A 26,015-nucleotide genomic window follows, 5' to 3' on the forward strand; every position below is an offset into this window, starting at 1 on the left:
CTCTGCTCGCCACTCTTCCATCTCCTAAACAATTCTGGGACGACAATTCCAGACTCAGTTCAGACTCTTCTCGAACGCCTGCTCTAAGTCCCGTTTCAAGTCGCTCACACTTTCAATCCCGATGCTCGCGCGAATCAGACCGTCACGAAGCCCCGCCGCGAGTCGCTCCTCTTTTGGAATCGCAGCGTGGGTCATCGTCGCCGGTTGCTCGATGAGACTCTCGACGCCGCCCAGACTCTCTGCGAGCGTGAAGACGTTCGTCTCGGATACGACATCCGCGGTCTCTTCGAGACTCGCGTCCATCTCGAAGCTGACCATGCCGCCGAAGTCGTCCATCTGCTCGCTGGCGAGGTCGTGGTCCGGGTGGCTCTCCAGTCCGGGGTAGTAGACGCGCGAAACATCGTCGTGGGCTTCCAGCCACTCGGCCAGTTCGGCGGCGTTCTCGCAGTGGCGGTCCATCCGAACTGGGAGCGTCTTCGTGCCGCGCAGGACGAGGAAACAGTCGTGCGGGCCGGGGGTCGCGCCGACGCTGTTCTGGTAGAAGCCGAACTGTTCGTCGAGTTCCTCGTCGTTCGTGACGAGCGCGCCGCCGACCACGTCGGAGTGGCCGCCCATGTACTTCGTCAGCGAGTGCGACACTGCGTCCGCGCCGAGTTCGAGCGGTCGCTGGAGGTACGGCGTGGCGAAGGTGTTGTCCACGACGCAGAGCGCGCCGTTGTCGTGGGCGATGTCGGTCGTCGCGTCGATATCGACGATGTTCAGGAGCGGATTCGTCGGCGTCTCGACCCACACCAACTCGGTCGAATCTTTCATCGCCGCTGCCGTCTCGTCGGTGTCGGTCATGTCCACGAAGTCGAATTCGAGGTCGTACTTGTCGTAGACCTGCGTGAAGATGCGGTGAGTGCCGCCGTATACGTCCTCGCTGGCGACGACGTGGTCGCCCGCTTCGAGCAGGTTCAGCACCGTGTTTATCGACCCCATCCCGCTGGAGAAACAGCGACCGTACTCCCCGCCTTCGAGGCTGGCGACGTTGGCCTCCAAGTCGGTTCGGGTCGGGTTGCCCGTCCGGGAGTACTCGTAGCCGCGGTGGTCGCCGGGGCCGTCCTGCACGTACGTGGAGTTGGCGTAAATCGGCGTCATCAGCGCGCCGGTCTCCTCGTCGGGTTCTTGGCCCGCGTGAATCGAGCGCGTCTCGAACTCGTAGTCCTCGTCGTCCATGGGCGAACGGACGCAGTGGCGGCAGGTTATTCTTGTCCTTTCGAATACCGAGCGGCGACGCAGAAACACCGGCAAGTCGCGCACCGACGCCAATCACTTTTGGCGTGCCTACCGCAGGGAGTTCCATGGAGCAACGCGAACTCGGCAGCACGGGCTACGATGTCACCGAAGTCGGACTCGGCACGTGGGAAATCGGCGGCGACTGGGGCGACATCTCCGAGTCGGAAGGCAAGCGAGCCATCGAGACGGCACTCGACGCCGGAATCGACTTTCTGGACACGGCAGACGTGTACGGCGACGGACGGAGCGAACAGATTATAGCCGACGTTCTGGCGGAGCGCGACGAGGAGCCAGTGGTCGCAACGAAGGCCGGGCGGCGACTCGACCCTCACGAGGCGGAGCGATACGACCGAGAAAACTTAGAGCGGTTCGTGGAGCGGAGCCGCGAGAATCTCGACACCGACACCCTCGACCTCGTGCAACTGCACTGCCCGCCGACGGACGCCTACTACCAGCCTGAGACGTTCGACGCGCTTGCGGACCTGAAACAGGACCGCAAGATTTCTCACTACGGCGTCAGCGTCGAGCGCGTCGAAGAGGGCCTGAAAGCCATCGAGTACCCCGGCGTCGAGACGGTCCAGATAATCTTCAACCCGTTCCGCCAGCGACCCGCCGAACTGTTCTTCGAACAAGCCGAGGAACGCGACGTGGGCGTCATCGTTCGCGTGCCGCTCGCGTCTGGCTTGCTGACCGGAAAACTGGACGAGACCAGCGAATTCCCGGAGAACGACCACCGCAACTTCAACCGCGAGGGAGAAGCGTTCGACGTGGGCGAGACGTTCGCCGGGGTTCCGTTCGGGGAAGGACTCGAAGCAGTGGAACAACTGCGCGAATTTGTCCCCGACGACGCGACGATGGCGCAGTTCGCGCTCCGCTGGATTCTGGACTTCGACGCGGTGAGCACTGTCATCCCGGGTTCGACCAGTCCCGAACACATCCGAGACAACGTGGCGGCTTCGGAACTGTCGTCGCTATCGGACGACCAGCTGGCTGGCGTACAGGACGTGTACGACGAGCGCATCCGCGAGTTCGTGCATCATCGCTGGTGAGCTACGTCGCAACCGAGTCTCCAGCATTCACGTCCTGCCCCTTCCAGTACCACAGTCCCGCGTTGAGCGCGATGCCAACGAACAACAGCGCCCACGTCGCCCAGAACGACTTGTACCAGAGCACGTCCACCGAGAAAAGTCCACCGTGAAAGAGCGGCCAGAATGGCTCGATGGGGGTCGAAACGTCGGGTGCCGACAGCATGTCTGCGAACAGGTGCGCGAGACCTGCAACCCAGACCCCGACGAAGCCGAGTGCGATGGCGTTCTCTTCGGCGCGCGCGGAGAACCACTCCGTCCGGCCGAACAGCTTTCGCATGGTCCACCCGAGCGCGGGACCGAGTACAGCGGCCAGTATCGTGACGACGAGAACCGTGTGGAAGATGCCGTGGTGGTGAATCGTCTCGACGTAGTTCGAGAGAACCAAGTCCACGTCCGGTAGCATCCCGAACCAGAACCCAGTGAAGACGAACGCGGCGGCCGACTTTCGGTGGTCGATGAAGTACCACGCTGGCGCGAGCCAGATGAGTGCCATTCCGAGGTGCCCGGTGACGTCAACCATGGAAGTGGCACTACGAACAGTTCCATAGGTGTGGTGGTGGACCATGCATGGGGGTTAAACGGACGACGGGACGACCGCAAGACGGCGCGTGCAGTGCGATCGTGGCTCGACACGGTGCCCTGTGGAAGTCCCACCAGTGCGAGCGAACGGGAGAATTTCGTGCGCTGTACGCGCGGAATTCGAGGGTCGTTTTTGATCCAGATTGTTCTCGGAGTGGTGCCGAGCGCCTGTGTCGCGTTGGCACCCGACGAGAAGATGTGGATACGGAACGTGCGTTTTATAAAGCCGACAGAACAAGAAGGTCGTACGACTATGCCGAGTTCGAACGGACCCAAACACAGTACTCGCAAGAAGCTCTCGAACGAACCCCGCGAGAGCGGAACTTCGCCGCCGCAGCGTGCCGTCCAGAAATACGAAGAGGGCCAGAAGGTCCACCTCAAAATCGACCCGAGCGTCGAGAAGGGTCGCTTCCACCCGCGCTTCAACGGTCTGACCGGCGAAATCGTGGGCAAGCAGGGAGCCGCCTACAAGGTCGCCATCAGCGACCGCGGCAAGGACAAGACCCTCATCGTCACGCCCGCACACCTGAAGGCACAGCAGTAGTATGACCATCTTCAAGGAGAAGGTCGACGAGGAGTATCTGACCACCTCGCAGGCCAAGGAGCTACTCTCGGAGGTCGAGCAAGAGCGTGCGCTCGACGAGGACCGAGAGATGCGCTACGAACTCGCTCGGGCCATCGAACACGTCAACCGCTTCGCGGTTCTCGACGCCGAGGAGTCACAGGAACTCGTCGACGAACTGCTCGAACTGGAGAAGGTCGACGAGCCGACGGCGTACAAGATCACCGACCTCCTCCCGAAGAACCGCGACGAACTTCGGTCGGTGTACGCCCAAGAGCGCTACACGCTTTCGGGTGACGAATTAGACGAGATTCTGAACGTCGTCACGAAGTACGACTGAATCCGGCCGATTCTTTAAGTATTTCGTCAGCGTAGCCAGTGACAATGAGTGAACAGAACGAAGACGCTGAGCAGGTGCCAGCGGTCGTCTTGGACTACCTTCCGAACGGTCGTCCGGAGGATGACCGACCACAGTACCAGAAACAGCCAGTGTCACAGGCGCTCGGAATCTCCGATTTCAGGCTGTTCGAAATCGTCCTCGAAGAGGACGCGAGCGTCGGTGTGACCGACAGAATCGACGCCGACAGGAGCAACGATCTGATAGCAGAAATCCGGGAAATCGAGTTCGACGACCTCCTCGGAGCGGCCCAGTCGGAACTCGAACCCGCCATCCGCGACATCGTGGAGAACGACCAACAGCGGTTCGTGGACTTCTACAACGACGCGCAACCGATTACGTTGCGCCTTCACCAGTTGAACCTGCTCCCCGGCATCGGCAAGAAACTGCGCAACAACATCTTGGAGGCGCGCAAGCGCAAGCCCTTCGAGAGCTTCGACGACATCGAAGACCGCGTCTCGGGGCTTCACAACCCCGAGGAAGTCCTCGTGGAGCGTATCCTCGAAGAACTCCGCGAAGACGACCTGAAGTATCGGACGTTCGTGCGGCGCGAAGAACAGTAGCTCTTCTGACTCGGTGGGTTTACCAGCGTTCGGTTGGTAGACCCCGACAACATGACCGATGCCGACGCCAACCGGCGTGACGCCGACGCCAGCGAGCGGCGGGACCCCGACGCGCTCATCCGGCGCGCGGGCCGCCGCGGCGACCCGAACCACGACCAGCACTTTCTGGTGGACGACCGCGTACTGGACCGGATTCCCGGCTACGCCGAGGAAACCGACGCCGACCTGAGCCACGTCCTCGAAGTCGGTGGCGGACCCGGCGCGCTGACCGACCGACTGCTCGGGGCCGCCGAGGAGGTCACGGTAATCGAGCGCGACCCCGACTTCGCGGCGTTCCTGCGCGAGGAGTTCGCCGACGAAGTCGAGGCTGGCCGTCTCCACGTCGAAGAGGGCGACGCGCTCGAACTCGACCTCCCCGACTTTACGACTTCTATCTCGAATCTCCCCTACGGCGTCTCCAGCGAAATCGCGTTCCGGCTACTTCCCCTGAAGAAACCGCTCGTGCTGATGTTCCAGCAGGAGTTCGCCGAGCGCATGGCCGCGGAAGCCGGAACCGACGAGTACGGGCGTCTCTCGGTGACGTCTCAGCACTACGCCGACGTGGAAGTCGTGGAACCTGTCCCGAAAGAAGCGTTCTCGCCAGCGCCGGAGGTTCAGAGCGCAATCGTCCGGACGACACCGCGCGACCCCGACTACGAAGTCGAGGACGAGGAGTTCTTCTTGCGGTTCGTCAAGGCAGTGTTCACCCAGCGGCGCAAGACGATTCGGAACGCGATTCGGAACACGCCTCACATCTCTGGTCTCGAAGACGCCGACGCGGCGGTCGATGCCATCGCAGACGGCGAGACCAACTTGGACCCCGACATTTTAAGCAAACGCGCGGGAAATCTCGCTCCCGAGACGTTCGCCGCGCTGGCCGTCGCTGCGGCCCGGCACGGTGGCTACGACGGGTGAGACACGTGAAACACAGAACAGGCGGAGGGATGAGACTGTGAGCCTCGTCGCGCTGAGTGTCGTCGCCAGCCTCATGTCGCTCATCGACGAGTTGGCGCAGTTTACGACGAACTCTGCCCGGGTCGCCATCTCGGTGGTCATCCTCTTCGGTGTCCTCGTCGGCGTGCTGGCAGTTCGGTACGTCCGACGAGAGATTCGCAAGAGGTTCACCAGTAACGTCGCAGACGTAATCCTCGTCAGTATTATCGGGACGATTCTGCTGGGAGCCGTCGTCTCCCTACTCGTCCTCTGGTCGAAAGTCGATTCCGCCGCGGAAGCACTTGAGCAAATCGGCGGTACACTCGGCGTCGGCGTTAGAATTCTCGTCGCACTCACGACCCTCGCGGGCGCGTACATTCTCTCAGGATTCGCCAAGCGTGCAATCGACCGCTTCTCGGAGGGCCACGAAGCAATCTCACGCCACCAGAGCGAGATATTCTACCGGGTCTCACAGCTCTCGGTGTACGTCGCCGCAGTGGCGGTCATTCTCGGCATGTGGGAAGTGGACTTGAGCGGACTGCTAGTCGGTGCCGGGTTCCTCGGCATCGTCGTCGGTATGGCCGCGCGCCAGACGCTCGGGGCACTGCTCGCTGGCTTCGTTCTGATGTTCTCCCGGCCGTTCGAAATCGGCGACTGGATACAGATAGACGAAGAGGAGGGCATCGTCACGGACATCTCCATCGTCAACACACGCATCCAGACGTTCGACGGCGAGTACGTGATGATTCCCAACGACATCGTCAGCGGCGACAAGATAGTGAACAAGAGTCGGAAGGGCCGCCTCCGCATCGAAGTCGAAGTCGGCGTCGATTACGAGGCGGACGTAGAGGAGGCGGCCGACATCGCGGAGGAGACGATGAAGGAGTTGGACGAGGTGCTGACCGTGCCGACCCCGAAGGTCGTGCTGAAGGAACTCGGCAGTTCGTCGGTCGTGCTGCTCCTTCGTGCGTGGATAGACAAACCAAGTGCGCGCCGACAGTGGCGCGCGCGCACCGCGGTCATCGAGAACGTCAAGTCCGCCTACGACGAGGCGGGCATCAAGATTCCGTTCCCCCAGCGCGAACTCACGGGCCGCGAAGAGTCGGGCGGCTTGCAGGTGTCCGGTGAGCAGGTCGGCGTGGAGTCTGTAGACCGAAACGAGACGAGAACTGACCGCGCCGAAGAGGCGACTGCCGACGGCGGCACCGACGAGTCAGACGACAGCACCGAAGACGCCGCGTCCGACGACGATACCGAGGTGAACGAGGAGTGACCGACCTCGCCGACAGACGCGGGATGGAGACGGAGGTCTACCAACCGGCAGAGGACTCCCGACTGCTCGCCGACGCCGTAGTGGCAGACTACAAAGAGCGAAGCGAAGACGCCAGTGACGACCTCCTGCTCGAAGTCGGGACCGGGTCTGGCTACGTCGCCGAACAGGTCGCAGCCCAGACTGGCGCTCGCGTCCTCGGGTCAGACCTGAATCCGCACGCGAGCAGACAAGCACGCGAACGCGGTGTCGAGACCCTCCGCGCAGACCTCCTGACGCCCTTTCGGGACAACACCTTCGACGCCGTGCTGTTCAATCCACCGTACCTCCCGACGGACCCCGACGACGAGCAGGACGACTGGATGGAAGTCGCGCTCTCTGGGGGCGAAGACGGACTGCAAGTAGTCGAACCCTTCTTGGCGGCCGTCGGGCGCGTCCTCGCACCCGACGGCGCGGTCTACCTGCTGGTTAGCAGTCTCGCGGGCGTAGAAGAGGTCGTAGAAATCGCCGAGAAAGCGGGATTCTCCGCAGTTGCTCTCCGAGACGAGTCGTTCCCGTTCGAGACGCTGACGATTCTCAAGCTAGTTCGCTGAGTCGCTCGCGTTGGCCGCTGACTCTCGTCCCTCGATTGGATTCGGTAGTTGGTGGAGGTCGGCAACTGTGCCGTCGTATTCGACTGTTCTGAGCGTCCGGCCGTTCATCGTGATTTCGAACGACTCGTAGTCGGTCGGCAGACTCGTAGCGAGTCTGAGTTCTGTCTCGGTGCAACCGACGGAAGCCGTGTCGTTCATCTTCTGCTGTGCCGCCTCCGAGCGGTCGCTCTGCACTGTCCGGAGGTCGATGCGGAAATACCCCGGCGAAACCTTGGTGACGCTCGCTTTCACCGTCTCTGTCGGGGCGTGCTGAACCGTCGCGTTCAGCGTCACGGCGAACGACTTGCCGACCGCTACGTCGTGGACCCATCCTGCGTCTGCCTTCGTTTCTCCGCAACTACCAGTTGCTTTGCCCAGCGAGAGCGGTGGCGAGTCGAAATCGCGCGAGGTATCGTCGGGAGCGGAACTAACAAATCCCGACCCGGCCCCACCGACCCCTCCGACGAGTACTCCGAGGAGGAAGACGAGGACGAACGCGGGGAGTAGTTTTCGCATTGTTTACAGCTCTTCCGGACGCGTGAAGTACTTTCTGCTGGGATAGCTTCAGATGCAGTAGCTGGCAGTTCCGCAGCCCAACACACCGAATATTGAGTCACTTGTTAACACCTATCTAATGCTCACGGGTTATTTTCCTAAGTGGAAAATATTAAGCGTCCGCATTCCGTACGTCGGGATACAATGACAGAGCGCGTCGCAACCACACCGGGAGTGTTCCCGCTCCCGGACTGGGCGAAAGACGATTTGGCCGACTTGAAAGGCCACCAGAAACACGACCTCGTCTCCGGCGACGAAGACGAGGAAGTCGTCGCCGTCTACGACCAAGCCCGCAAAGAAGTCATCGAACGCCAGCAGGACGCGACCCTCGACCGAGTGGTCGAAGGGCAACTCCGCTGGGACGACATGCTCGCGCATCCACTGGCGGTCCACGACAACGTCGAAACGCGGGGCATCGTCCGCTACTACGACAACAACAACTTCTACCGGGACCCCGTGGTGACGGACGAGTTGACCTTCGACGGCGACATCGCCAACGAACTGGAAGCAGCAAGCGGGTTCGCCTCCGCCGACGAACTGCAAGCCGTCGTACCGGGACCGTACTCGCTCGCGGACCTCGCCACCGACGAGTACTACGGCGACGAAGACGACTTCCTCGCCGCTGTCGCCGACTTCCTCGCCGGAGAAGTCGAAGCGTTCCCCGAAGTCGAGACGCTGTTCGTCCTCGAACCGTCGCTCGTGGAGAACGTCCCCGGTGACGGCGAGGACGAACGCGCGAGCGATGCTATCGACGCTGTCACGACTGCCGCTCCCGCTGACACCGACGTGGTCGTCCAGACCTACTGGGGCGCGCTCACCGAGAAAGTCCACGCCCACCTGCTCGACGCCGACTTCGACGCCCTAGGCTACGATTTTGTCTCGAACCACGAGGAGAACCTGTACAACATCAACGAGTACGGCACAAAAGGTAGCATCGCGGCGGGCGTCGTGGACGGCCAGAACACGCTGGTCGAGGACCCCGGAGCGATTGCGGAACGTGCCGACTGGCTCGAAGAGAACACGCCCGCGGCCGACTTCGAGACCATCTACCTGACGACCAACACCGAGACGTTCTACCTGCCGTACTCGACGTTCCAGGAGAAACTCGCCGCACTCGGCGAGGCCACCGAACTCACGGAGGTCACAGCATGAGCAACAACAGAGAGCAGTTCCGGCCGGAGGACCACCCGAACGACCACTTCCTGCTGACGAGCGTCGTCGGCAGCTATCCCAAGCCCAAGTGGGTAGACCGGGCCCGCGACTTGTACGAGGACGAAGAGGCGGACTTCGACGAGTCGGCGTGGCAAGAAGCCAAAGACGACGCCGCGCGACTCATCACCGAAGAACACGAACGCGCCGGACTCGACACTGTCGTAGACGGCGAGATGCGGCGCAACGAGATGGTGGAGTTCTTCGCCCACCGCATCGACGGCTACGAGTTCAACGGCCCAGTGAAAGTCTGGGGTCACAACACCTTCGACAAACCCTCCGTCGTCTCGGAGGTCGAGTACGACGAGTCGTGGCTCGTGGACGAATACGAGTTCACTGCCAGCGTCTCAGACAAGCCAGTCAAGGTGCCGATTACCGGTCCCTACACCCTCGCCAACTGGAGCTTCAACGAGGCGTACGACGACGAGGAGGAACTGGCCTACGCGCTCGCAGATTTGGTCAACACCGAAATCGAGAAACTGGTCGATGCTGGCGCGCGCTACATCCAGATAGACGAACCCGCGCTGGCGACGACGCCGGACGACCACGCCATCGTCGGCGAGTGTCTCGAACGCATCGCCGACGGCGTGCCTGACGAGGTGCGAGTCGGCCTGCACGTCTGCTACGGCGACTACTCGCGCATCTATCCGGAGATTCTTTCCTTCCCGGTGGACGAGTTCGACCTCGAACTCGCCAACGGCGACTACGACCAACTCGACGTGTTCAAAGAGCCGGAGTTCACCGCGGACCTCGCGCTCGGCGTGGTAGACGCCCACGACGCGACTGTCGAGTCAGTCGAAGAAATCAAGGAGAACGTCAAGAAAGGCCTCGAAGTCGTGCCGCCCGAGCAACTGACGGTGAGTCCCGACTGCGGCGTGAAGCTGCTCCCGCGCGAAGTCGCGTACCAGAAGATGGAGAACCTCGTCACTGCCGCCCGAGAAGTGGAGACGGAACTCGACGCCGGAAAGATAGACGTCGAGCGAGAAGCCGTCCCCGCTGACGACTGATCGGTCTCCTGCTCTCGCTGCTTCTCTCGGTCGCTTACGAACAGGCGGCGCGCTTGCGGGGTCCCGAAACGCCGCGCGCCGCGCTCCCGCGGTTGCGCTCCGACCCGGTTCAGGTCACAGGACGGAGTGGCTTCGGCTTCGTATTTCAACGTTCGTCTCGCCGGTCAGACGACGCCTCGGGCCAGCGACCCGACTACTGACGCGGCGATTGGAATCGCCGCACTCACGGCCAGAATTTGGCCCATCGCGAAGTACTTCATCGTGATTCCCCCAGTCGCGAGGAACGCGACCCAGACCAGCCACGAGACGACGCCGACGGCGAATCCCGCGAGGAGTGCGCGCTTGAGATTCTTGGAGGCGAGTCCGGCGAGCGCGCCGCCGAGGACGAATCCGACCCAGTGAATCGTCGCCACCGCGACGGCGAGTAAGATTGCCAGCGCGAACGCAATCCAGCGCGCTCGGGAATTCGTTCGAAGTGTTTCGAGCGACTCAGTGGCGTTCATCGCTCTGCCTCCTCGAATTCGACAGCGAGGTCGCCTGTTGCATCGAGACCCATCGGTTTGTACTCGCCGCCTGCCCACAGTTTCAGTTGGTCGTCGTAGTGGTCCGAGAAGTAGTCGCCCGAGTTACCGCCCGGCAGGATTGCCTGCGAGTCGCCGTCCATCGGGCAGACCATGCGCCAACTGACGCCCGTCGCGCTCTCGACGGAGAAGTCGTTGACCGTGTGGTCGGTTCCGGCCTTCGGAATCTCTGGGTAGTTGAGGAATCCCAAGTCGAACGGATGAGTCAGCGCACCGGTGTGGCTGTAGTCGCCGTAGGTGGTCTCTCCTTCGACTTTTTCGAGCGTCTGTCGGAGCGCATCGACCAAGACCGATTTGCGGCCCTTCTCGCCGAACCACCGACTGTCCGCAGGGAGATTCGCCAGCACCCAGTCACTCGGGTAGTACGACTCGTCGAGACCGGCCTGTTCGAAGTCGTCTTTGAACGTGTCAGTGCGGAATTGATCGAACCAGCGTGCGAACAGCAGCGCCCCTCGTGAGTCGGTGTCCATCCGGTAGTCCCAGTCGGCGAGCGTCTGGACTGCTTCTCCGAGTGTCCCGCCCTTGCTTCCACTTCGGACAGCCTTCACCAGTTCGGGGACGAGCGTCGCCGCGCGGCCGTCGAGCGTGTCGAGTTGAATCTCGCGCATGAACTCGGCGTTCATGGGGTCGTCTGCGGCCACGCGTTCGTCCAGCATGTCGTAAATTCGCTTACCCCGATAGGGAGTCGAATAGGCTTCCGCGATGTAGTGTTCGGGGTCGTCTACGATTCGCTGGTTCGCAGTGGCGAGGTAGTCAGGGTTGCGGACGTGGGGCTTCTCCTCGAACGGGACGAACCCCTCCCACGAAGAGGTGCCAAAGGGTTCGAAGCCCTGCCATTCTCCCTCTCCCACAGAGCCGTCGAAGATGCGGTCGCCCGCGATTTCCTCGCCGTCTTTCCCGTCCCTCGCGCCGTTCGTCCGAATCGGTATCTTGCCGGTGAGATAGTAGAGCGTGTTGCCGTCTCTGTCGGCGTAGACGAGGTTCTGGGTCGGTACGTCGAACTTCTCGGTGGCCCCAATCGCGTCCGCCATGCCGTCGCTGTGGTTCAGTTCTCGGACCGCGAGCGTCGTCCGGGTGGCTGTGTGGCCGGTCCACGAGACGCCGACGCGCCGGTCTTCGCGTTCGACGAGGGGGCCGTGAACCGATTTTTTGACCGTCACCTCGCGATTTTTGGCGTCCGAGATCTCGATTTCGCGCGTCTCGGTGTCGAACTCTCGCCAGTTTCCGCGATACCGATAACGGTCACCGGACTCGTCGGTCTCGTAGGAGTAAAAGTCGATGACGTCCGCGCCGCCGTTGGTGAATCCCCACGCGCCAGCGTCGTTCTCGCCGATGACGACGAACGGGACCCCGGGAAAGGTGACGCCGCGGGCGTTCAACTCTTCGGTCTCGACGTGCATCTCGTACCAGACCGGCGGGGCCATCAGCCCGAGATGGGGGTCGTTGGCCAGCAGTGGCGTGCCGCTTTCGGTCATCTCCCCCGAGACTATCCAACTGTTGGACCCGATACCCGGGGGCGACTCGAAGCCGTCCAACCAGCCCACGAAGTCGGTGTCGATGTCGGCGGTCGGTTGGTCGCTGGCGGGTGCTGACGGGTGCTGAGAGGCCCGGCTACTGTTGCCGTCGCCCCCTTCGCGGATGATGGGATAATCGTGGTCGAGTCGCGCCGGATAGAGTTCTTCGACCGCCTGCTCACCGAGTTTGTCGGCGAGCAACGCTCTCCTGAGCGTGCGAAAGCTCCCGGTCAGGTTCCACGAGATTTGCTTCTCCATCAGCATCGTGTCGGCGGGCGTCCACTCGGCGGGTTCGTAGGAGAGCAGGGAGAACTCGATGGGAAGCGACTCGGTGTCGATGTAGTGGTTGACACCCTCCGAGAACGCTTCGACCAGTGGCTCTGTCTCGGTACCGCCGAGCATCTCCCAGTTGGCCTCGGCCGCGCCAGCGAAATCCATCTTCACGTGGAACTCGTCGGACTCGAAGGCCCGCTCGCCGACGACGGCCGAGAGTTGCCCGCGCATCAGTCTGCGCTGGAGGTCGAGTTGAAACAGTCTGTCCGCGGCCTGCGTGTATCCTACCGCGAAATAGAGCGCCTGCTCGTCGTCGGCCGAGAGATGCGGCACGCCGTAGTCGTCGTATCGCAGTTCCGCAGCGCCGTAGGGATTCTCGACGGTGCCGTCCGGGCGTTCGGTCGCGCCCGCCCACGCCGACCCGCTGTAGGGCGCGAACCGCTCGAGATAGCCCCGAACCGGCGAGAGTGACCCGGCGGCGACCCCGCCGCCGAGAATCGCCCCGAGGAGCGCCCGCCGCGTGTAGTTGCCGTCCATACCGGGAGGTACAGTTGGTGTTACAAGAACTTTGTCAGCACTTGACACACGTTTATTTGCGTGTACTGAGTCGAGCTACTTCCACGGATTCGACACGAGTTCTCTCTGCACGTCTACGCCGACTCGAATCCGGCAGTCTGCGCGCGGTTCGGCGATGCACAACAGCACGTAGCCGTCGTCGAGATGCCGGTCTTTCAGCGCCAGCGGTCGTCGCGCGTGTTCGAGGTCCCCCGTAAGCAGACGACCGGTACAGGACCCGCAGTGGCCGATTCGACAGCCGAACGGCAGGCCGAGGTCCGCGCGCTCGGCCGCTTCGAGGACTGTTTCGTCCTCGCGCGTGGCGATGTTCGCTTCCCGGTCGGCTTTCTCCGCACCCTCCCAGACCAGTTCCACTTCGTACTCTGTCACTGCCACACGTCGCTGGTGCAGTCGCCGTCCGGCCAGCGCATCTCGTGTGCGCGGGCCGGGCCGTTGGGCATCTCGCCGAAATCAACCATGAACTCCTCGTCCAGCGTCATCGTGCCCTTGCGTGGGTTCACGTCCGCCTTCAGCATCACCGACCCCTTCTCCGCCTCTTCCGGGAAGAAGGTGTTGTCCCACGTCGAGTACAGCGAGGTGGTCCAGTAGAGACGCTCGCCATCGAGACTCAACTGAATCATCTGTGGACCGCCCACGATGTCCCGGCCGCCCAACTCCTGCACGTCGCCGAAGAGGCCACCGACCGAGAGCGTGTCCGCGCGGCGCGGGTTCTTCGGGTCGCTAACGTCGTACATGTACAACTCGCCGTGAAGCCAGTTGCCGCCGAACAGGTAGCGGTCGTCCATCGAAAGCAGGATGTCCGTCGGCAGGGCGGGCACCGGCATGTCCCAGTCGGGATGTTCGCGGGCCTCGAAATCGACCACTTTCTCGGCGCGGTATTCGCCGCTCTCCCTATCCTCCCAGAAATGGAAGATGTTCGAGGAGAGCGCGGCGTTGACGAACCCGTGGGTCGATTCTGGCGTGTGTAGGAACCGAACTTCGAGCGGTATCATTCCCTCTTCGCCTAAATCGACGGTCTGGACGACCTCCCTGTTCTCCCAGTCCCAGAAGTGCAGTTGGTGGCCGTAGTTGCCCGCCTCCACGTCGGCCATATCGAACCCCGGTTGGTAGACCTTCGGCGCGGCCCACTCCGAGGAGACCATCACGTTCTGGCGAGGTTGGTACCAGAAGTCGTAGTTCTTCTCGATGTCGCCCGGCGCGTCCCAGCGGCCGACGACTTCGAAGTCGTCGTTCAACTCCAGAAAGCCGCCTGGTAGGTCGCCGTCGGCGTCCCCGAGCATCGAGACCAGAATCTCGCCGTCCGGGATGCAGTGGACCGTGTGCGGTGCCGAAAGGTCGTGGTCGTGGACCTCCTCGGGTTCGATGGTCTTCACCATCTCGGGATTTTCCCGGTTCTTCGTATCGACGACGTGCAATCGCGACGAGCGGTTGCCCGGTACGATGAGGTGCCGACGCTCTAACCCCTCGACGTGGCACGAAGACGAACAGGCGTTCCACCCGAAGTGGTGTAGTTCGTCGCCGACGTTCGGCATCTCCACGCGGTCGATGACTTCGGCGTAGGTGTCCGACTCTGGGTCAACGTCAACCACTGCGAGAAAGTCCGGGGCGTCTACGTCGGTGCCGACGTACAGGCTCATGACGTACGCAACTTTCTCGCGCTCAGATTGCTCAACGGCGGCCTGCGGCGTGGCGTATCCGGGGCCTTCTACGTCGTGGTGGTGTTCGTGGTGCTCGTGCGCGCTCGCTTCGCTCGGTGACTCGGTGTCGCTCATTGTTCTCCCCCGACCGAACTACGCTGTTGGGGTTGGTGACCGGGCGCGTACCGGCAACATTCTCTGGATAGTTTCAGACACGTCAGATAAAGAGATGTCTCGAATTTCAATTTCCGAACGCTTTTTCGGCCCCGCTGTCTCCGTTCCGGTAATGCAGCAGTACGACGACGTGTGTGCGCTCGTCCCGACCTACAACGAGGGGGCGACCATCGGCGACGTAGTCGATGGGTTACGAGCCAACGGCGTCGAAGACGTGCTCGTCGTAGACGGCGATTCGACCGACGAGACGGCCGCAATCGCCCGCGAACGCGGTGCGACTGTCGTCCAGCAGTCCGGCGACGGCAAGGGCCAAGCAGTCCGCGAAGGCGTCGAACACATCGACGCGGAGTACGTCCTCCTGCTCGACGGCGACGACACGAATCCGCCCGAGCAGGCCGACCGACTCTTGGAACCACTGGTAGCGGGGGAAGCAGACCACGTCGTCGGCGACCGCTTCGGCAACATGAAAGCGGGCGCGATGCCGAAACTGAACCAAGCCGGTAACCGACTGATAAATCGAGTATTCGCCCGCATCCACGGGGAGAACTTCGGGGACATCCTCAGCGGCTATCGCGCGTTCACCCGCGAGTCGTTCCAGCGCATGTCGCTCACCGCCGAGGGGTTCGGCATCGAGACGGAGATGGCTGTCGAGTGCGCACGCCGGGACGTTCCCGTCGAAGTCGTCCCGACGACCTATCGGCCGCGACCCGACGGGTCGGAGTCGAACCTCGACCCTGTCTCTGACGGGGGGAAGATCGTCTACATGCTGTACAGTCTGGCGAAAACCTCGAACCCGTTGTTCTACTTCGGCGCGCTCGGCTTCCTCTCGGGCGGCTTCGGCCTCGCACTCGCTGGTTGGGTCGGCTACGAGTGGTTCGGCCCGCCCCGCACCTCCCACGAAGTGCTGGCCGTCGTAGCCGCGTTCGGCGTCCTCTTCGGCGTCCAGTTGCTGATGTTCGGCGTCCTTTCGGACCTCATCGTCAGCGTTCACCGCGAGAAGATGCGGCGGTTGCGTGACTGAGTTCGTCGTGTTTTCACGGTCTGTGACGCCGATGCTTTCGCTCGCGTCCACGCTGTCCGTATCGTCGTTCGGAGTATCCCTGCTGGCGGTCGGACTGTCCTTGCTGTTGGGTTTGCGCTCGCTGGTGAGCCTGCGGTTCTGACTGCACGGGTGCGACGTATCGACCGGTCTTCGAGTTTCGCGGTTGCTGACCGCCTCGTTGGCTTCCCGCGAGGAACCGTCCAGTCTTCGGGTCTCGACGTCGTTGGCTGGCCGCTCGGGACTGTCGTCCGCCCCCCTCGTACCGTTCTGGCTCCCGTCGTTTGGTTTCCTCTCTCTCGGAAACCTCCTCGCGATGTTCCCCGCGCTGTGCGACGAATCGCCCGGTCTTCGGGTCGCGGCGTTGTTGCTGTGCCTGCGCTCGTCGGATTTCGGTTCGTCGGCGCTCGTCTCGTTGACTTCCGTATCTCTCGCTCATAGAGTCTCCCCTCGTCTCACGACGCGCGACGGCAAAAGGACGGCCGACTGTTCGGGACGCAACGAGGAGTTACGCGACAGCGTCGAGACCGGTTCTGCTCGGTGTCGAGACCGGCCGGTGTTCGGAGTGAGTACGCGATAAAGAGACGAACTGACGGAAAACGTCAGCTTACTCGTAGAGCCACGTCTCGTCGATGCGGGCGTAATCGACGAGTTCCGCTTCGTCGAAGAAGAGGTCGATTTCGCGCTCGTTGGCGCCCTCGTCTTCGTGGTCGGAACCGTGGATGACGTTGCGACCGAGGTCGAGTCCGAAGTCACCGCGGATGGTGCCCGGAGCGGACTCGGCCGGGTCGGTCTCGCCCATCATGGTGCGAACCTGTCGGGTCGCGTCCTGGCCTTCCCAGACCATCGCGAAGACGGGACCGGACGTGATGAAGTCCACGAGACCCTCGAAGAACGGCTTGCCTTCGTGCTCGCCGTAGTGTTCGTGGGCCAGTTCTTGGTCGATCTGCATGAACTTCCCGGCGACCATCTTCAGACCGCGGTCCTCGAAGCGGGAGACGATCTCGCCGATGAGGCCGCGCTGGACGCCGTCGGGCTTGACCATGACGAAGGTTCGTTCTTCGTCGCTCATTGCTCACCCTCTGCTTGGCCGTCCTCGGTCCATTCGAGGTCGCGCGGTTCGCGGCCGAGGTCGGCGTTCTTCTCGCACTTCGCAGAGCAGTAGTGGATAGTCGTTCCGTCGGTGCGGACGAACATCGTTCCCGTGCCGGGTTCGATGTCGTCGCCGCAGTAGTCACACTCTCGCGTCTGAGGCATGGTTACTGTCCTCCGATGGAGTCGGCTTCGCGGGCGGTTTCGCGCAGTTGCAGCACGTCGCCCTCGCGGACGGGACCGAGACAGTTGCGCGTGATGATGCGCCCCTGATTCTCGCCCTCACGGATGCGGCACTTGACCTGCATGGCCTCGCCGTGCATCCCCGTCTTGCCGACGATTTCGATAACTTCGGCGGGCGTGGAGCCTTCCTCTTCAGTCTCTTCTGCGCTCATGGTTTACTTACCGAAGGTCCTCGACCTTCTGGGCAATGTCTTCGACGTCGTCCTCCGCCTCACCGGAATCGACGATGGCGGCAGCCGCGCTGCCGACTTCGAGACCGGCGGCGTGACCGACGTCGTCCTGCGTCTCGACGAAGACGAAGGGGATTCCCTTCTCGTCGGCGAGTTCGGGCAGGTGCATGACGATCTCTTCCGGCGTGACGTCTTCGGCGACGTACACGAGGTCGGCGTTACCGCGCTCGATTGCCTTGGTCGTCTCGTTCGTTCCTTTCTTTACGCTACCTGTGTCTCGGGCGACCTCCAGCGCCTCGATGGCGCTGTCTTGGAGGTCGGCTGGGACGTCGAAGTTTACGTATACTGGCATTGGTTGTTCACCTCCTACGCGTCGGCTCAGGCTCCCCTGCCGGATGAGTCCTGTGCGGCTAGGAGCATCATCAACCGCGCGTAGGTTGTACGCATCAGTTGTTCTTGACCCCTTAAAAACGCTTTCAAATGGCTGGACGGCGTGGGAGAGGAAGACATGGAAACCGGGAGTGGATTTGTTGGCGGGATTTCTTTTTGTGAGTGTGAGTTGGGGAGGAGTGTTAGTCCGCAAATCCCGCTCGAATGATGGCGGGTGAAGATAAGCCGGTTTTTGACCACGGACACCAGTACCGCGATTTTTCACCAGCAACCGGGCGCGCGGGGTCGTGGTTGCGTGAGCGAAGCGAACGCAGGGTCGGCGGGCGCGGTTTGTCCGTCGGTGTCTCGTGCCGCGACCTGTTCGCGCGAGACCCTCGGGAACGAAGTGACCGAAGGCTCGTCAGAGTTTGCTCTGACGGTGGAGGAGGACCGGAGGCCCGGGCGGCGCGACCCGTCGCGCCGCCCGTACTGAGGACCGCAGTCGGTTGGGGAGGGTTGGCTGATGCGGTGCAGAGCAGTGCTGTCGCGGTCTTCTCGGTTTCGGGAGCAGTGCTGTTCTCTCCCATTTTCTCTCCGCTACGACCAGAAGCCGACCTACCTGGTTCACAATCCCCAAATCACACCGCATAAACCCCACAACGACCAACTCACACCCAAACAGATGCCGCTCCCCGACGTAGCAACCGAACTCCACACTGAATCCCAAGCCGTCGGCGAGCGTCGCCTGCTCGTCCTCACGGGGACCCAAGACGCCTGCTACGAGGCTGCCGAAACCGCGCTCGACGCCGCCGAAATCCCCCGAAAGGAGACGACCCTCCTCGCCAGAGAACGCCACCTCGACTGTGAACGCGTCGGTCCCAAAAAAGCCAAAGAACTACTCGGAACCACCCAGCAGTGCATAGTCCTCGACCTGCACGACGATTTCCGACCCAACGCCATCGGGCGAACCGTCGGCGCAGTCGATGGCGGTGGCTTGTACGTCCTGCTGATGCCCAACTTCGGGGAGTTCGCCGACCAGCGAACCGACTTCGATAGCTCGCTGGCCGTGCCGCCCGCGGACATCGACGCCGTGTCGGGGAACTTCCGTCGGCGTTTCTGCGAGACCCTACAAATGCATCGCGGCGTCGCCATCTGGAACACCGACACCGAGACACTCGAACAGTCGGGACTCACCCACCCGAAGCCTCGCTTCCCCACTGAACCGCCCGAACTTCCCGACTCACACACCTTCCCCCGCGAAGCCTACGACGCTTGCCTCACCGGGGACCAGATAGCGGTCGTGCAGAAGTTCGAGGTTCTTCGAGGCGGTCCAGAGAAAAACGCCGTCGTCGTGGAGGCAGACCGCGGCCGCGGGAAGTCCAGTGCCGCAGGAATCGCCGCCGGAAGCCTCGCCGCAGAGGGCGAAGACGTACTCGTGACCGCCCCCGAGTACCGAAGCGCACGCGAGGTGTTCGTCCGGGCCGCAGACCTCCTCCGCAAACTCGGTCACGACATCTCGACGGACCACGACCCGCCGCGGGAGATTGCTACCGATTCAGGCAAAATCAGATTCGCCAAGCCCACTGAAGCCGCCGAACTCCCCGACGCCCCGGACGTCCTGTTCGTAGATGAAGCGGCCGCCCTCTCCGTCGGTTTGCTCGAACGATTCCTGGCGGCCGACCGCGTGGCGTTCACGACTACGGTCCACGGCTACGAGGGCGCGGGCCGTGGATTCTCCGTGCGGTTCCGCGACCGACTCGCGGAGAGCGACCACGAAGTGACCGAAACGCGACTCGACCAGCCGATTCGCTACGCGGCGGGCGACCCCGTCGAAGTCTGGGCGTTCCGCGCGCTCTTGCTCGATGCTCGACCGCCCGTCGAGCAGGTGGTTAGAGACGCGAATCCGGAGTCCGACTCTGTCGAGTACCGAACGCTCTCACCCGGCGACTTGCTGGCCGACGAGAACTTGCTCCGGGAGGCGTTCGGCCTGCTCGTCCTCGCCCACTACCGCACCGAACCCGCGGACCTCGCGCGACTTCTCGACGCGCCGAATCTCTCGGTGCGCGCGCTCACTTTCGACGGTCACGTCGTCGGCGTCGCCCTGCTGGCCCGCGAAGGAAACCTCCCCGAAGACGTGCGCGAACACATGTACGACGGCGGGCGCGTGAAGGGCAACATGCTTCCGGACGTGCTGACGACCCAACTGCGCGACGAGTCGGCCGGAATTCCGAAAGGAATGCGAGTCGTCCGAATCGCGGTCCACGACGCCGTTCGTTCTGCGGGACTCGGGTCACGCTTGCTCGCCGAGATTCGTGCGGAGTTCGAAGACGAACTCGATTGGCTCGGCGTCGGCTACGGTGCGACGCCCCAACTCCTGCGGTTCTGGCACCGAAACGGCTACCGCACCGTTCAACTCTCGACCACGCGCAACGACACCAGCGGCGAACACTCTGCGCTCATGCTCGACCCGCTGAGCGGGGGCGGAAGGGCTCTCCACGACCGTCACGCCGACTGGTTCGCATCGCGAATCACGTCGATGCTCGGCGACTCGCTCCGGGGGGTCGATGCTGACGTAGTGCGTGCGCTTTTGCCAACTATCGACGCCCGTATCGAACTCGACCTCTCGCCGTGGGACTGGCGCGCCGTCGCGGCCAGCGCCTACGGACCCGGACTCTACGACGCCGCGCCCCGACCGTTCCGCCGCGTCGCGCTGAAGTACTTCGTGGAGAAGAGCGAGGCGAACGCCGAGCGTTCGCCGGACGCCGTCGCGAGTCGCTCGCCGGCGAGCGACTCGCTCACACTACAGCACGAGCGAGTACTCGTTCGGAAAGTCCTGCAAGGCCACGACTGGAAGACGGTCGCGGACGAACTCGGGTTTCATTCCACTGGCCAGTGCATGCGCGCGCTCGGCGACGCCTACGAACCGCTAGTCGATGCCTACGGCGACGAGGCAGCGATGGCGGAGAAAGAGCGTTACGAGTGAGTCACTCCTCTGGTATCGTATTCGGCCCAGTAGCGAGCACTCGCTGGCCGAGCGTCTGCTGTGCGCGCCGGAGTCGCTTCGAGACCGCCTGTGAGGAGATACCAATCTCGTCGGACAGTTCGCTCAGGTTGGTCTCTCGCGGCACCTCGAAGTAACCCGCTTCGAGCGCGACGTGGAACGCTTCGTACTGCTTCTCGGTGAGGACGAACTGGCCGCCAGTGGTCGGGAGTTCGGGCGTGTGGAGTCGTTTCAGTTCGGCATCGACGCTCGCCCGGTCGAGTTCCGTCTGGAGCTTCGAGAGGTCTTCGCGGTGCCGGAATCGCATCGTGAAGTCCCAACCGTCTCGGGTCGCACACCCTGTCAACACGACCGGGTCGCTCGACAGCAGTCGTTCGATAGCCTCCGAGACATGTTCGTTCCACTCGACGTGGTACAGCGTCGCGTTGTCGGTCTCGTTGAGTTTCGAGACTTCCGCGGTCGTCTCGTCGCTCCGAACTGCCTCGTCCACGGCGTCCGGACTGCCGCCACGAGTCCAGAGATACGGCAACAGTCGCCCGGTCGGGTGGGCGACGACACGCTCGGCCTCGACGCAGAGCTCTGGCACGGCTTCGAACGCGTCTTCGAGCGCGAATTCGGAGACTGGGAGCGTGAACTCCGCCACGAGGTTCATAGACTTGAACCGAAGTACTACGGAGGAAAGAGGGTAACGGGCGACCAGTCAGGTGTTTATAAGCCGTCGGCTACTTCCGTCCTGCACTGTCGATTATTCGTCGCACCGAACGACGACGCGGTCGTCGGCGAACACGACGACTTCACAGTCGCAGTAGTCGAACGAGACGTGGCCGTCACTTCGTTCTCCGTTCGTTCGCGTGTCCGCGAACAAGGCGTCGAGCGCGTTGGGGTCGATACGCTCGTGTAGCGATGGTAACAACATCGGTTCTCGGTTTCGAACGCTGGCGACGGCGTAGACGACCGCCCTGCTCGGTAATTCGTCGTCGCCGACGTGGTACGTGTGCTGGTGTTCGTCCTCAGCGAGACGACCTGCGTCTCCATCCATAACCAGCAAAAAATGCAGCAAGACCCCTTAGTACCCCGGTTGGATGTGAAATGCGTTTAAGTAGTGGTGGACGAAGGGCGCAACGGAATAGAGCGGTGACGAAAAACGCGGAGCGAACTACCGGAGGCGAAGGGAGGGGGAGTAACCTAGCGGAGGCGAAACGTGACGTACCTCCGATTCGTACGGTCGCGTATGCCCTGTGCGGAAGACGACTGCGAAAATCGGGCGGCAGTCCGCCTGCACGTCCCGTGGGCCGAGAACCGAGACGTTTGTGTGGGTCACGCCCGCGTCCTCGCGCAGCGAGACGGCGTGGTCGCAGAACCGCTGGCGGAGTCCGACGCGGAGTGGCCGTAGTTATTCGTGGGCGAAGTACGCGACGGATTCTTCTTGCTCGTGTCGGTCAACGCGCGCGAATCCGACGCGTTCGAACTGCACCATGTCGTCTACGTCGGTCGTCGCGAACCCGGGTTCTGCGTGGCCCGTCTGGTCGCCGTGCATCGTCCGCAGTCGGGTCGGAACCGCAGTTTCGGCCGGGACCCAGTGAATCACGTCTACGCCCTCCTCGCGCACGGCGTCGATGTCGTCGCCGGTGTAGTCGAGTTCGTCGGCCGTGTACCGGAAACAGCCGAGACCCTTCAGCCAGACTCGCTCGCCTTCGGCCGGTAAGTCGTCCAGTTCGAGCATGACGGCGTCCTCGACCGCGATGTCGCGGGTGCCTCTATCCTCGTGTTCGGGATGCACTGGCGGGTGTGCGGCGTCCGGGGCGTCTTCGGAGACCGGAAGCGACTCGCCGTCACGCACGAAGAAGAACCGGTTCGCGTCGTCGTCTATCAGGTCGCGGTTCTTCGAGTAGACCGTACTCATCGCCAAGTCCACGTTCGTCGTGGAGGTGCCGAGTTCGACCATCGACTCGGTGAGCGCCGCGCCGCGGATGCCCCGTCGTTGGACGCTGGGGATGGTCGGCGCGCGCGGGTCGTCCCAGCCGTCGAGTTCGCCGCCTTCGATGAGTTCCGAAATCGTGGAGGTGGACATCTTCACGTCGTACTCGTCCACCTGCACGTGGCCCCAGTGGATGACCTCGGGGTACTCCCAATCGAAGTAGTCGTAGACGAACTGCTGGCGCTTCGCCGAATCCTGCAAGTCGATGCCGCGGATGATGTGCGTGACGCCCGTCAAGTGGTCGTCCACGCCGGACTGGAAGTCGAGCATCGGCCAGCAACGATACTCTGCGGCGTCTTCGCGTGGGTGGGGCGTGTCGATGATTCGGAACGCGACCCAGTCCCGGAGCGCGGGGTTCTTGTGCTCGATGTCGGTCTTCACTCGAAGCACTTTCTCGCCGGAACTGTACTCGCCTTCGACCATCGCCTCGAACTCCGACAAGGTTGTTTCCTTGTCCTTGTCGCGGTGGGGACACGCCTCGCCGGAGTTTTTGAGGTTCGAGAACTCCTCGCCGGAACAGGAGCACGTGTACGCGGCGTCTTTCTCGATGAGGTCCCGCGCGTGGTCGTAGTAGATTTCGAGGCGGTCGCTGGCCCGGTAGACCTCGGCGGGTTCGAAGCCGAGATACTCGACCTCTTCCAGAATCTCGTCGTAGGCCGACAGAAGCGGCCGCTTCGTCTCTGGGTCGGTGTCGTCGAAGCGGACGATGAACTCGCCGTCGTAGAGGTCGGCGTAGGTGCCGATGACCGCGGGCATCCGCGCGTGGCCGATGTGCCACGGGCCGTTCGGATTCGGCGCACAGCGCATCCGGATTTCGTCGTAATCGTCTGTGTTCGGCAGGTCGGGCAGGACCTGTTCCTCGCCCTCGTCCTCGCTCTCCAACTCCTCGACCCACTCGGGGTCGAGTTCGACCAATCGCTCACGGCGCTCTTCGACGCTCAGTCCGTTGACTCGCGAGACGACGGGGCCGATGATGCCCGGAATCTCGTCGCCGTGTTGGCGGAAGTCCGGATTCTCGCCCATCAGCGGTCCCATGACCGCGCCCACGTCGGCCTCGCTCTCGTGTTTGACCGCGTTGACCAGCGCGTGTAACTCTGCCTCGCGCTCTATCTGCTCGCGTAGTTCGTCGTCCATTGTCGGCCAGTTCGGGCGTCCCGGGGAAAACTAAACCGGATTCCGTTCGACGGTAGACCAAGGGGCTTAGGTGCCTTGCCACGAACAGTGGCCAAGAGCGTGCCAGACAACCGCCCGACAGTCCCGTCCGTCCGAGTGCTCGCCGTAGACGAATCTGGGCCGCCAGCGCCGCTCGCGACGGACGACAAGTTCTCGGTCACGACCGTCGAGTCAGTCGAGTGTGCACTCGATTTGCTGGCCGACGATGCGGGCACTATCGACTGCGTGGTCAGCGAGTACGAACTCCCCGATTCGGACGGCATCGAGTTGTTGGAGAGTGTTCGCGACGACCAACCGAACCTCCCGTTCGTGTTTCTCACCGGTGCCGGAAACGAACGAGTTGCCAGCGAGGCCATCGGCAAAGGAGCGACCGACTACCTCCCGAAGTCAGTCGATGGAGAGGAACTTCGCAATCGGGTCCAGCGAGCGGTCGCGACGACGACCGTCGAGAGCGACTCGGGGTTGTCCGGCGACCGAATGCGAGAGTTGACCACCGCGTTTCCCGACCTGGCGTTCATCTTGGACGAGACCGGCCGATATCTGGAAGTCCTCTCTGGGCCCGGAACCGACAGCCTTCAGACGGTTGGCCAACAGGAGTTGGTCGGCCGGAACCTCCAGGACGTGTTTCCGGAGGAGCGGGCAGAGCAGTTCCTCGAACACATCGAACTGACGCTGGAAACGGGGTCAGTAGAGACCCTAGAGTACGATGCGGAGACGACCGCAGGCATCCGGTGGTACGAGGGGCGAACCGCGCCGCTCGGCGAACCGATAGACGGTCGCGACGTCGTCGTCTGGGTCGCCCGCGACGTCACCGACCGTCGAGCAGACGAGCGAAGACTAGCCGAACACCGCGACGAGTTGGCGACCCTGAGCCGGGTCAACGACCTGATAAACAACATCCTCCAGTCGCTCGTCGGTTCGACGTCGCGCGAAGAGATAGAAGCGACCGTCTGCGAGCGGTTGGCCAACTCCGGGTTCTACCAATTCGCGTGGGTCGGGACGCCGTGGACTGACACCGACGGAATCCGCTTGAACTGCGTCGCAGGTGCCGAGCGTGACCCAGTCGAGAGTCTCGTCGAGGCGACGACGGGCCGCGAGGAAGGCAATTCCATCTCGTACGTCGTCGAGGAGAACGACCCCGTCGTGGTCTCCAACGTCGAAGACGAACCGCGGATAAACGAGCGCGAACGCGAGTTGATGGTCGAACTCGGGATTGCCTCCGCAATCTTAGTTCCGGTCACGTACGGAAACACGAACTTCGGCGTCCTCGGCGTCGCCGGAACCCGGGCCGGAGCGTTTAGCGACCGGGAGCGGACCGCCTTCGAGGCGTTGGGCGAAATCGTCGGATTCGCTATCAACGCAGTGAAGAACCGTCAGTTGCTCCACACCGACACGTCCGTCGAACTGGAGTTTCTGGACACCACGTCCGACAAACCGCTGCGGCGACTGTCGGAGGAGTTTGACTGCCGTTTCGAACTGCAAGGGACAGTCCCCATCGCAGACGACTTGCTCATCGAGTACGTCTCTGTCGAAGGCGCATCGCCCGAAAAACTGGTCCAGCGAGCGAGTAGCGATTCGTCGGTCGAGGAGTCGCGGGTCGTCACCGACGACGGTGATTCCGGCCTCGTGGAACTCGTTCTCTCTTCTTCGGACGTGCACCGACTGATAGACCTCGGAACGGCAGTCAAGACTGCCGTCACGGACCACGGCGAGGTTCGACTCGTCGCAGAAGCCCCGCCCGACGCCGACGTGCGCGAAATCGTTGACGCGTACCGTTCTGCCTACCCAGACACCGAACTCGTCGGCAAGCGAGAGGTGACAGACACCGAGCGGACGAGTCGAGAGTACCACCGACCGTTGAGCGAGAAGTTGACCGACAAGCAACTGACCGCGCTTCGAGCGGCGTACTTCGCAGGCTACTACGAGTACCCCCGCGACAGCACCGCCCAAGAGGTCGCCGAATCGCTCGGCGTCTCGTCGCCGACAGTCCACCAGCACTTGCAGGCGGCCGAGCGAAAGATGTTGTCTTCCTACCTCGACCAGTAATTTACGGCTCGGTGAGACGTTGCCAAAAGCACTGATA

28 protein-coding genes are annotated in these 26,015 nt (G+C 62.7%); 13 read left to right on the top strand and 15 right to left on the bottom strand.

Going from position 1 to position 26,015, the window contains the following annotated elements; all coding sequences use genetic code 11:
- Window positions 1-54: 54 nt before the first annotated feature.
- Window positions 55-1,218, bottom strand: coding sequence for a cystathionine gamma-synthase (locus F7R90_RS07615; RefSeq protein ID WP_158056653.1), 1,164 nt, complete (start codon window positions 1,216-1,218; stop codon window positions 55-57).
- Between the two features lie 125 nt (window positions 1,219-1,343).
- Here F7R90_RS07615 and F7R90_RS07620 point away from each other — a divergent pair, with 125 nt between their 5' ends.
- Complete coding sequence (locus F7R90_RS07620; protein ID WP_158056654.1) at window positions 1,344-2,327, top strand: aldo/keto reductase; 984 nt, start codon at window positions 1,344-1,346, stop codon at window positions 2,325-2,327.
- Between the two features lies 1 nt (window position 2,328).
- On the opposite strand, the gene F7R90_RS07625 is transcribed toward F7R90_RS07620, so the two are convergent.
- Window positions 2,329-2,886, bottom strand: a complete 558-nt coding sequence (locus F7R90_RS07625) for a metal-dependent hydrolase (RefSeq protein WP_158056655.1) — start codon at window positions 2,884-2,886, stop codon at window positions 2,329-2,331.
- 312 nt (window positions 2,887-3,198) lie between these two features.
- Here F7R90_RS07625 and F7R90_RS07630 point away from each other — a divergent pair, with 312 nt between their 5' ends.
- The 6 genes from F7R90_RS07630 to F7R90_RS07655 are packed head-to-tail and all read left to right on the top strand — an operon-like array spanning window position 3,199 to window position 7,302.
- Entirely contained in the window at window positions 3,199-3,489 is a 291-nt protein-coding gene (locus tag F7R90_RS07630) for a 50S ribosomal protein L21e (RefSeq protein ID WP_158056656.1), read from the top strand.
- Between the two features lies 1 nt (window position 3,490).
- Entirely contained in the window at window positions 3,491-3,847 is a 357-nt protein-coding gene (locus F7R90_RS07635) for an RNA polymerase Rpb4 family protein (RefSeq protein ID WP_158056657.1), read from the top strand.
- A 44-nt stretch (window positions 3,848-3,891) separates the two neighbouring features.
- Window positions 3,892-4,467, top strand: coding sequence for a DUF655 domain-containing protein (locus F7R90_RS07640; protein ID WP_158056658.1), 576 nt, complete (start codon window positions 3,892-3,894; stop codon window positions 4,465-4,467).
- A gap of 51 nt (window positions 4,468-4,518) precedes the next feature.
- On the top strand, window positions 4,519-5,421 hold the full coding sequence (locus tag F7R90_RS07645; RefSeq protein WP_158056659.1) for a 16S ribosomal RNA methyltransferase A: 903 nt from the start codon (window positions 4,519-4,521) through the stop codon (window positions 5,419-5,421).
- Window positions 5,422-5,458: 37 nt separating this feature from the next.
- Window positions 5,459-6,712 carry a mechanosensitive ion channel family protein gene (locus F7R90_RS07650; RefSeq protein ID WP_225741289.1) on the top strand — a complete coding sequence of 418 codons (1,254 nt, stop codon included), beginning with the start codon at window positions 5,459-5,461 and terminating at the stop codon, window positions 6,710-6,712.
- Between the two features lie 23 nt (window positions 6,713-6,735).
- Entirely contained in the window at window positions 6,736-7,302 is a 567-nt protein-coding gene (locus F7R90_RS07655; RefSeq protein WP_368408562.1) for a HemK2/MTQ2 family protein methyltransferase, read from the top strand.
- Here the strand turns inward: F7R90_RS07655 and F7R90_RS07660 are convergent.
- On the bottom strand, window positions 7,291-7,857 hold the full coding sequence (locus F7R90_RS07660; RefSeq protein ID WP_158056661.1) for a hypothetical protein: 567 nt from the start codon (window positions 7,855-7,857) through the stop codon (window positions 7,291-7,293). The two genes, F7R90_RS07655 and F7R90_RS07660, sit on opposite strands and share 12 nt — an antisense overlap.
- A 183-nt stretch (window positions 7,858-8,040) precedes the next feature.
- On the opposite strand from F7R90_RS07660, the gene F7R90_RS07665 reads away from it, so the two are divergent.
- Window positions 8,041-9,048 (top strand): 5-methyltetrahydropteroyltriglutamate--homocysteine methyltransferase, encoded by a 1,008-nt coding sequence (locus tag F7R90_RS07665; RefSeq protein WP_158056662.1) that lies wholly within the window; start codon window positions 8,041-8,043, stop codon window positions 9,046-9,048.
- Window positions 9,045-10,112 carry a methionine synthase gene (locus tag F7R90_RS07670; protein WP_158056663.1) on the top strand — a complete coding sequence of 356 codons (1,068 nt, stop codon included), beginning with the start codon at window positions 9,045-9,047 and terminating at the stop codon, window positions 10,110-10,112. Before F7R90_RS07665 ends, F7R90_RS07670 begins: the two co-directional genes overlap by 4 nt.
- Before the next feature lie 164 nt (window positions 10,113-10,276).
- Here the strand turns inward: F7R90_RS07670 and F7R90_RS07675 are convergent, their stop codons facing one another.
- The 4 genes from F7R90_RS07675 to F7R90_RS07690 form a co-directional block, all read right to left on the bottom strand.
- Window positions 10,277-10,615: a hypothetical protein gene (locus tag F7R90_RS07675; RefSeq protein ID WP_158056664.1), complete on the bottom strand. Its 339-nt coding sequence runs from the start codon at window positions 10,613-10,615 to the stop codon at window positions 10,277-10,279.
- Window positions 10,612-13,017: a penicillin acylase family protein gene (locus tag F7R90_RS07680; RefSeq protein ID WP_158056665.1), complete on the bottom strand. Its 2,406-nt coding sequence runs from the start codon at window positions 13,015-13,017 to the stop codon at window positions 10,612-10,614. The genes F7R90_RS07675 and F7R90_RS07680 overlap by 4 nt, the downstream gene beginning before the upstream one ends.
- 75 nt (window positions 13,018-13,092) lie before the next feature.
- Window positions 13,093-13,425, bottom strand: coding sequence for a 2Fe-2S iron-sulfur cluster-binding protein (locus F7R90_RS07685; RefSeq protein ID WP_394352016.1), 333 nt, complete (start codon window positions 13,423-13,425; stop codon window positions 13,093-13,095).
- Window positions 13,422-14,828, bottom strand: coding sequence for a selenium-binding protein SBP56-related protein (locus F7R90_RS07690; RefSeq protein WP_158056667.1), 1,407 nt, complete (start codon window positions 14,826-14,828; stop codon window positions 13,422-13,424). Before F7R90_RS07690 ends, F7R90_RS07685 begins: the two co-directional genes overlap by 4 nt.
- A gap of 151 nt (window positions 14,829-14,979) precedes the next feature.
- On the opposite strand from F7R90_RS07690, the gene aglJ reads away from it, so the two are divergent.
- Entirely contained in the window at window positions 14,980-15,888 is a 909-nt protein-coding gene (gene aglJ, locus F7R90_RS07695) for an S-layer glycoprotein N-glycosyltransferase AglJ (RefSeq protein WP_158056668.1), read from the top strand.
- A 13-nt stretch (window positions 15,889-15,901) separates the two neighbouring features.
- On the opposite strand, the gene F7R90_RS07700 is transcribed toward aglJ, so the two are convergent.
- The 5 genes from F7R90_RS07700 to rpl7ae form a co-directional block, all read right to left on the bottom strand.
- A complete protein-coding gene (locus tag F7R90_RS07700) occupies window positions 15,902-16,345 on the bottom strand; it encodes a hypothetical protein (RefSeq protein ID WP_158056669.1) in 444 nt (147 codons plus the stop codon).
- A gap of 168 nt (window positions 16,346-16,513) precedes the next feature.
- Window positions 16,514-16,978 (bottom strand): nucleoside-diphosphate kinase, encoded by a 465-nt coding sequence (gene ndk / locus F7R90_RS07705; protein ID WP_158056670.1) that lies wholly within the window; start codon window positions 16,976-16,978, stop codon window positions 16,514-16,516.
- Window positions 16,975-17,163, bottom strand: a complete 189-nt coding sequence (locus F7R90_RS07710; protein WP_158056671.1) for a 50S ribosomal protein L24e — start codon at window positions 17,161-17,163, stop codon at window positions 16,975-16,977. The genes ndk and F7R90_RS07710 overlap by 4 nt, the downstream gene beginning before the upstream one ends.
- 2 nt (window positions 17,164-17,165) lie before the next feature.
- Window positions 17,166-17,393, bottom strand: coding sequence for a 30S ribosomal protein S28e (locus F7R90_RS07715; RefSeq protein WP_115796086.1), 228 nt, complete (start codon window positions 17,391-17,393; stop codon window positions 17,166-17,168).
- A 7-nt stretch (window positions 17,394-17,400) separates the two neighbouring features.
- Window positions 17,401-17,763 carry a 50S ribosomal protein L7Ae gene (rpl7ae, locus tag F7R90_RS07720; RefSeq protein ID WP_158056672.1) on the bottom strand — a complete coding sequence of 121 codons (363 nt, stop codon included), beginning with the start codon at window positions 17,761-17,763 and terminating at the stop codon, window positions 17,401-17,403.
- A gap of 699 nt (window positions 17,764-18,462) precedes the next feature.
- Here rpl7ae and tmcA point away from each other — a divergent pair.
- Window positions 18,463-20,763 (top strand): tRNA(Met) cytidine acetyltransferase TmcA, encoded by a 2,301-nt coding sequence (gene tmcA, locus F7R90_RS07725; RefSeq protein ID WP_158056673.1) that lies wholly within the window; start codon window positions 18,463-18,465, stop codon window positions 20,761-20,763.
- 1 nt (window position 20,764) lies between these two features.
- On the opposite strand, the gene F7R90_RS07730 is transcribed toward tmcA, so the two are convergent.
- Both F7R90_RS07730 and F7R90_RS07735 read right to left on the bottom strand, forming a co-directional pair.
- Complete coding sequence (locus F7R90_RS07730; protein WP_158056674.1) at window positions 20,765-21,433, bottom strand: helix-turn-helix domain-containing protein; 669 nt, start codon at window positions 21,431-21,433, stop codon at window positions 20,765-20,767.
- Window positions 21,434-21,526: 93 nt separating this feature from the next.
- Window positions 21,527-21,820 carry a HalOD1 output domain-containing protein gene (locus tag F7R90_RS07735; protein ID WP_158056675.1) on the bottom strand — a complete coding sequence of 98 codons (294 nt, stop codon included), beginning with the start codon at window positions 21,818-21,820 and terminating at the stop codon, window positions 21,527-21,529.
- A gap of 192 nt (window positions 21,821-22,012) precedes the next feature.
- Between F7R90_RS07735 and F7R90_RS22115 the strand changes: the two genes are divergently transcribed.
- Window positions 22,013-22,174 (top strand): hypothetical protein, encoded by a 162-nt coding sequence (locus F7R90_RS22115; RefSeq protein ID WP_192498431.1) that lies wholly within the window; start codon window positions 22,013-22,015, stop codon window positions 22,172-22,174.
- Here F7R90_RS22115 and F7R90_RS07740 read toward each other — a convergent pair whose 3' ends face one another.
- On the bottom strand, window positions 22,175-23,893 hold the full coding sequence (locus F7R90_RS07740) for a glutamate--tRNA ligase (protein WP_158056676.1): 1,719 nt from the start codon (window positions 23,891-23,893) through the stop codon (window positions 22,175-22,177).
- A gap of 99 nt (window positions 23,894-23,992) precedes the next feature.
- Between F7R90_RS07740 and F7R90_RS07745 the strand changes: the two genes are divergently transcribed.
- A complete protein-coding gene (locus tag F7R90_RS07745; protein WP_158056677.1) occupies window positions 23,993-25,978 on the top strand; it encodes a bacterio-opsin activator domain-containing protein in 1,986 nt (661 codons plus the stop codon).
- Window positions 25,979-26,015 lie beyond the last annotated feature (37 nt).

The sequence above is a fragment of the Halorussus halophilus genome, assembly GCF_008831545.1.
Classification (GTDB): Archaea; Halobacteriota; Halobacteria; order Halobacteriales; family Haladaptataceae; genus Halorussus; species Halorussus halophilus.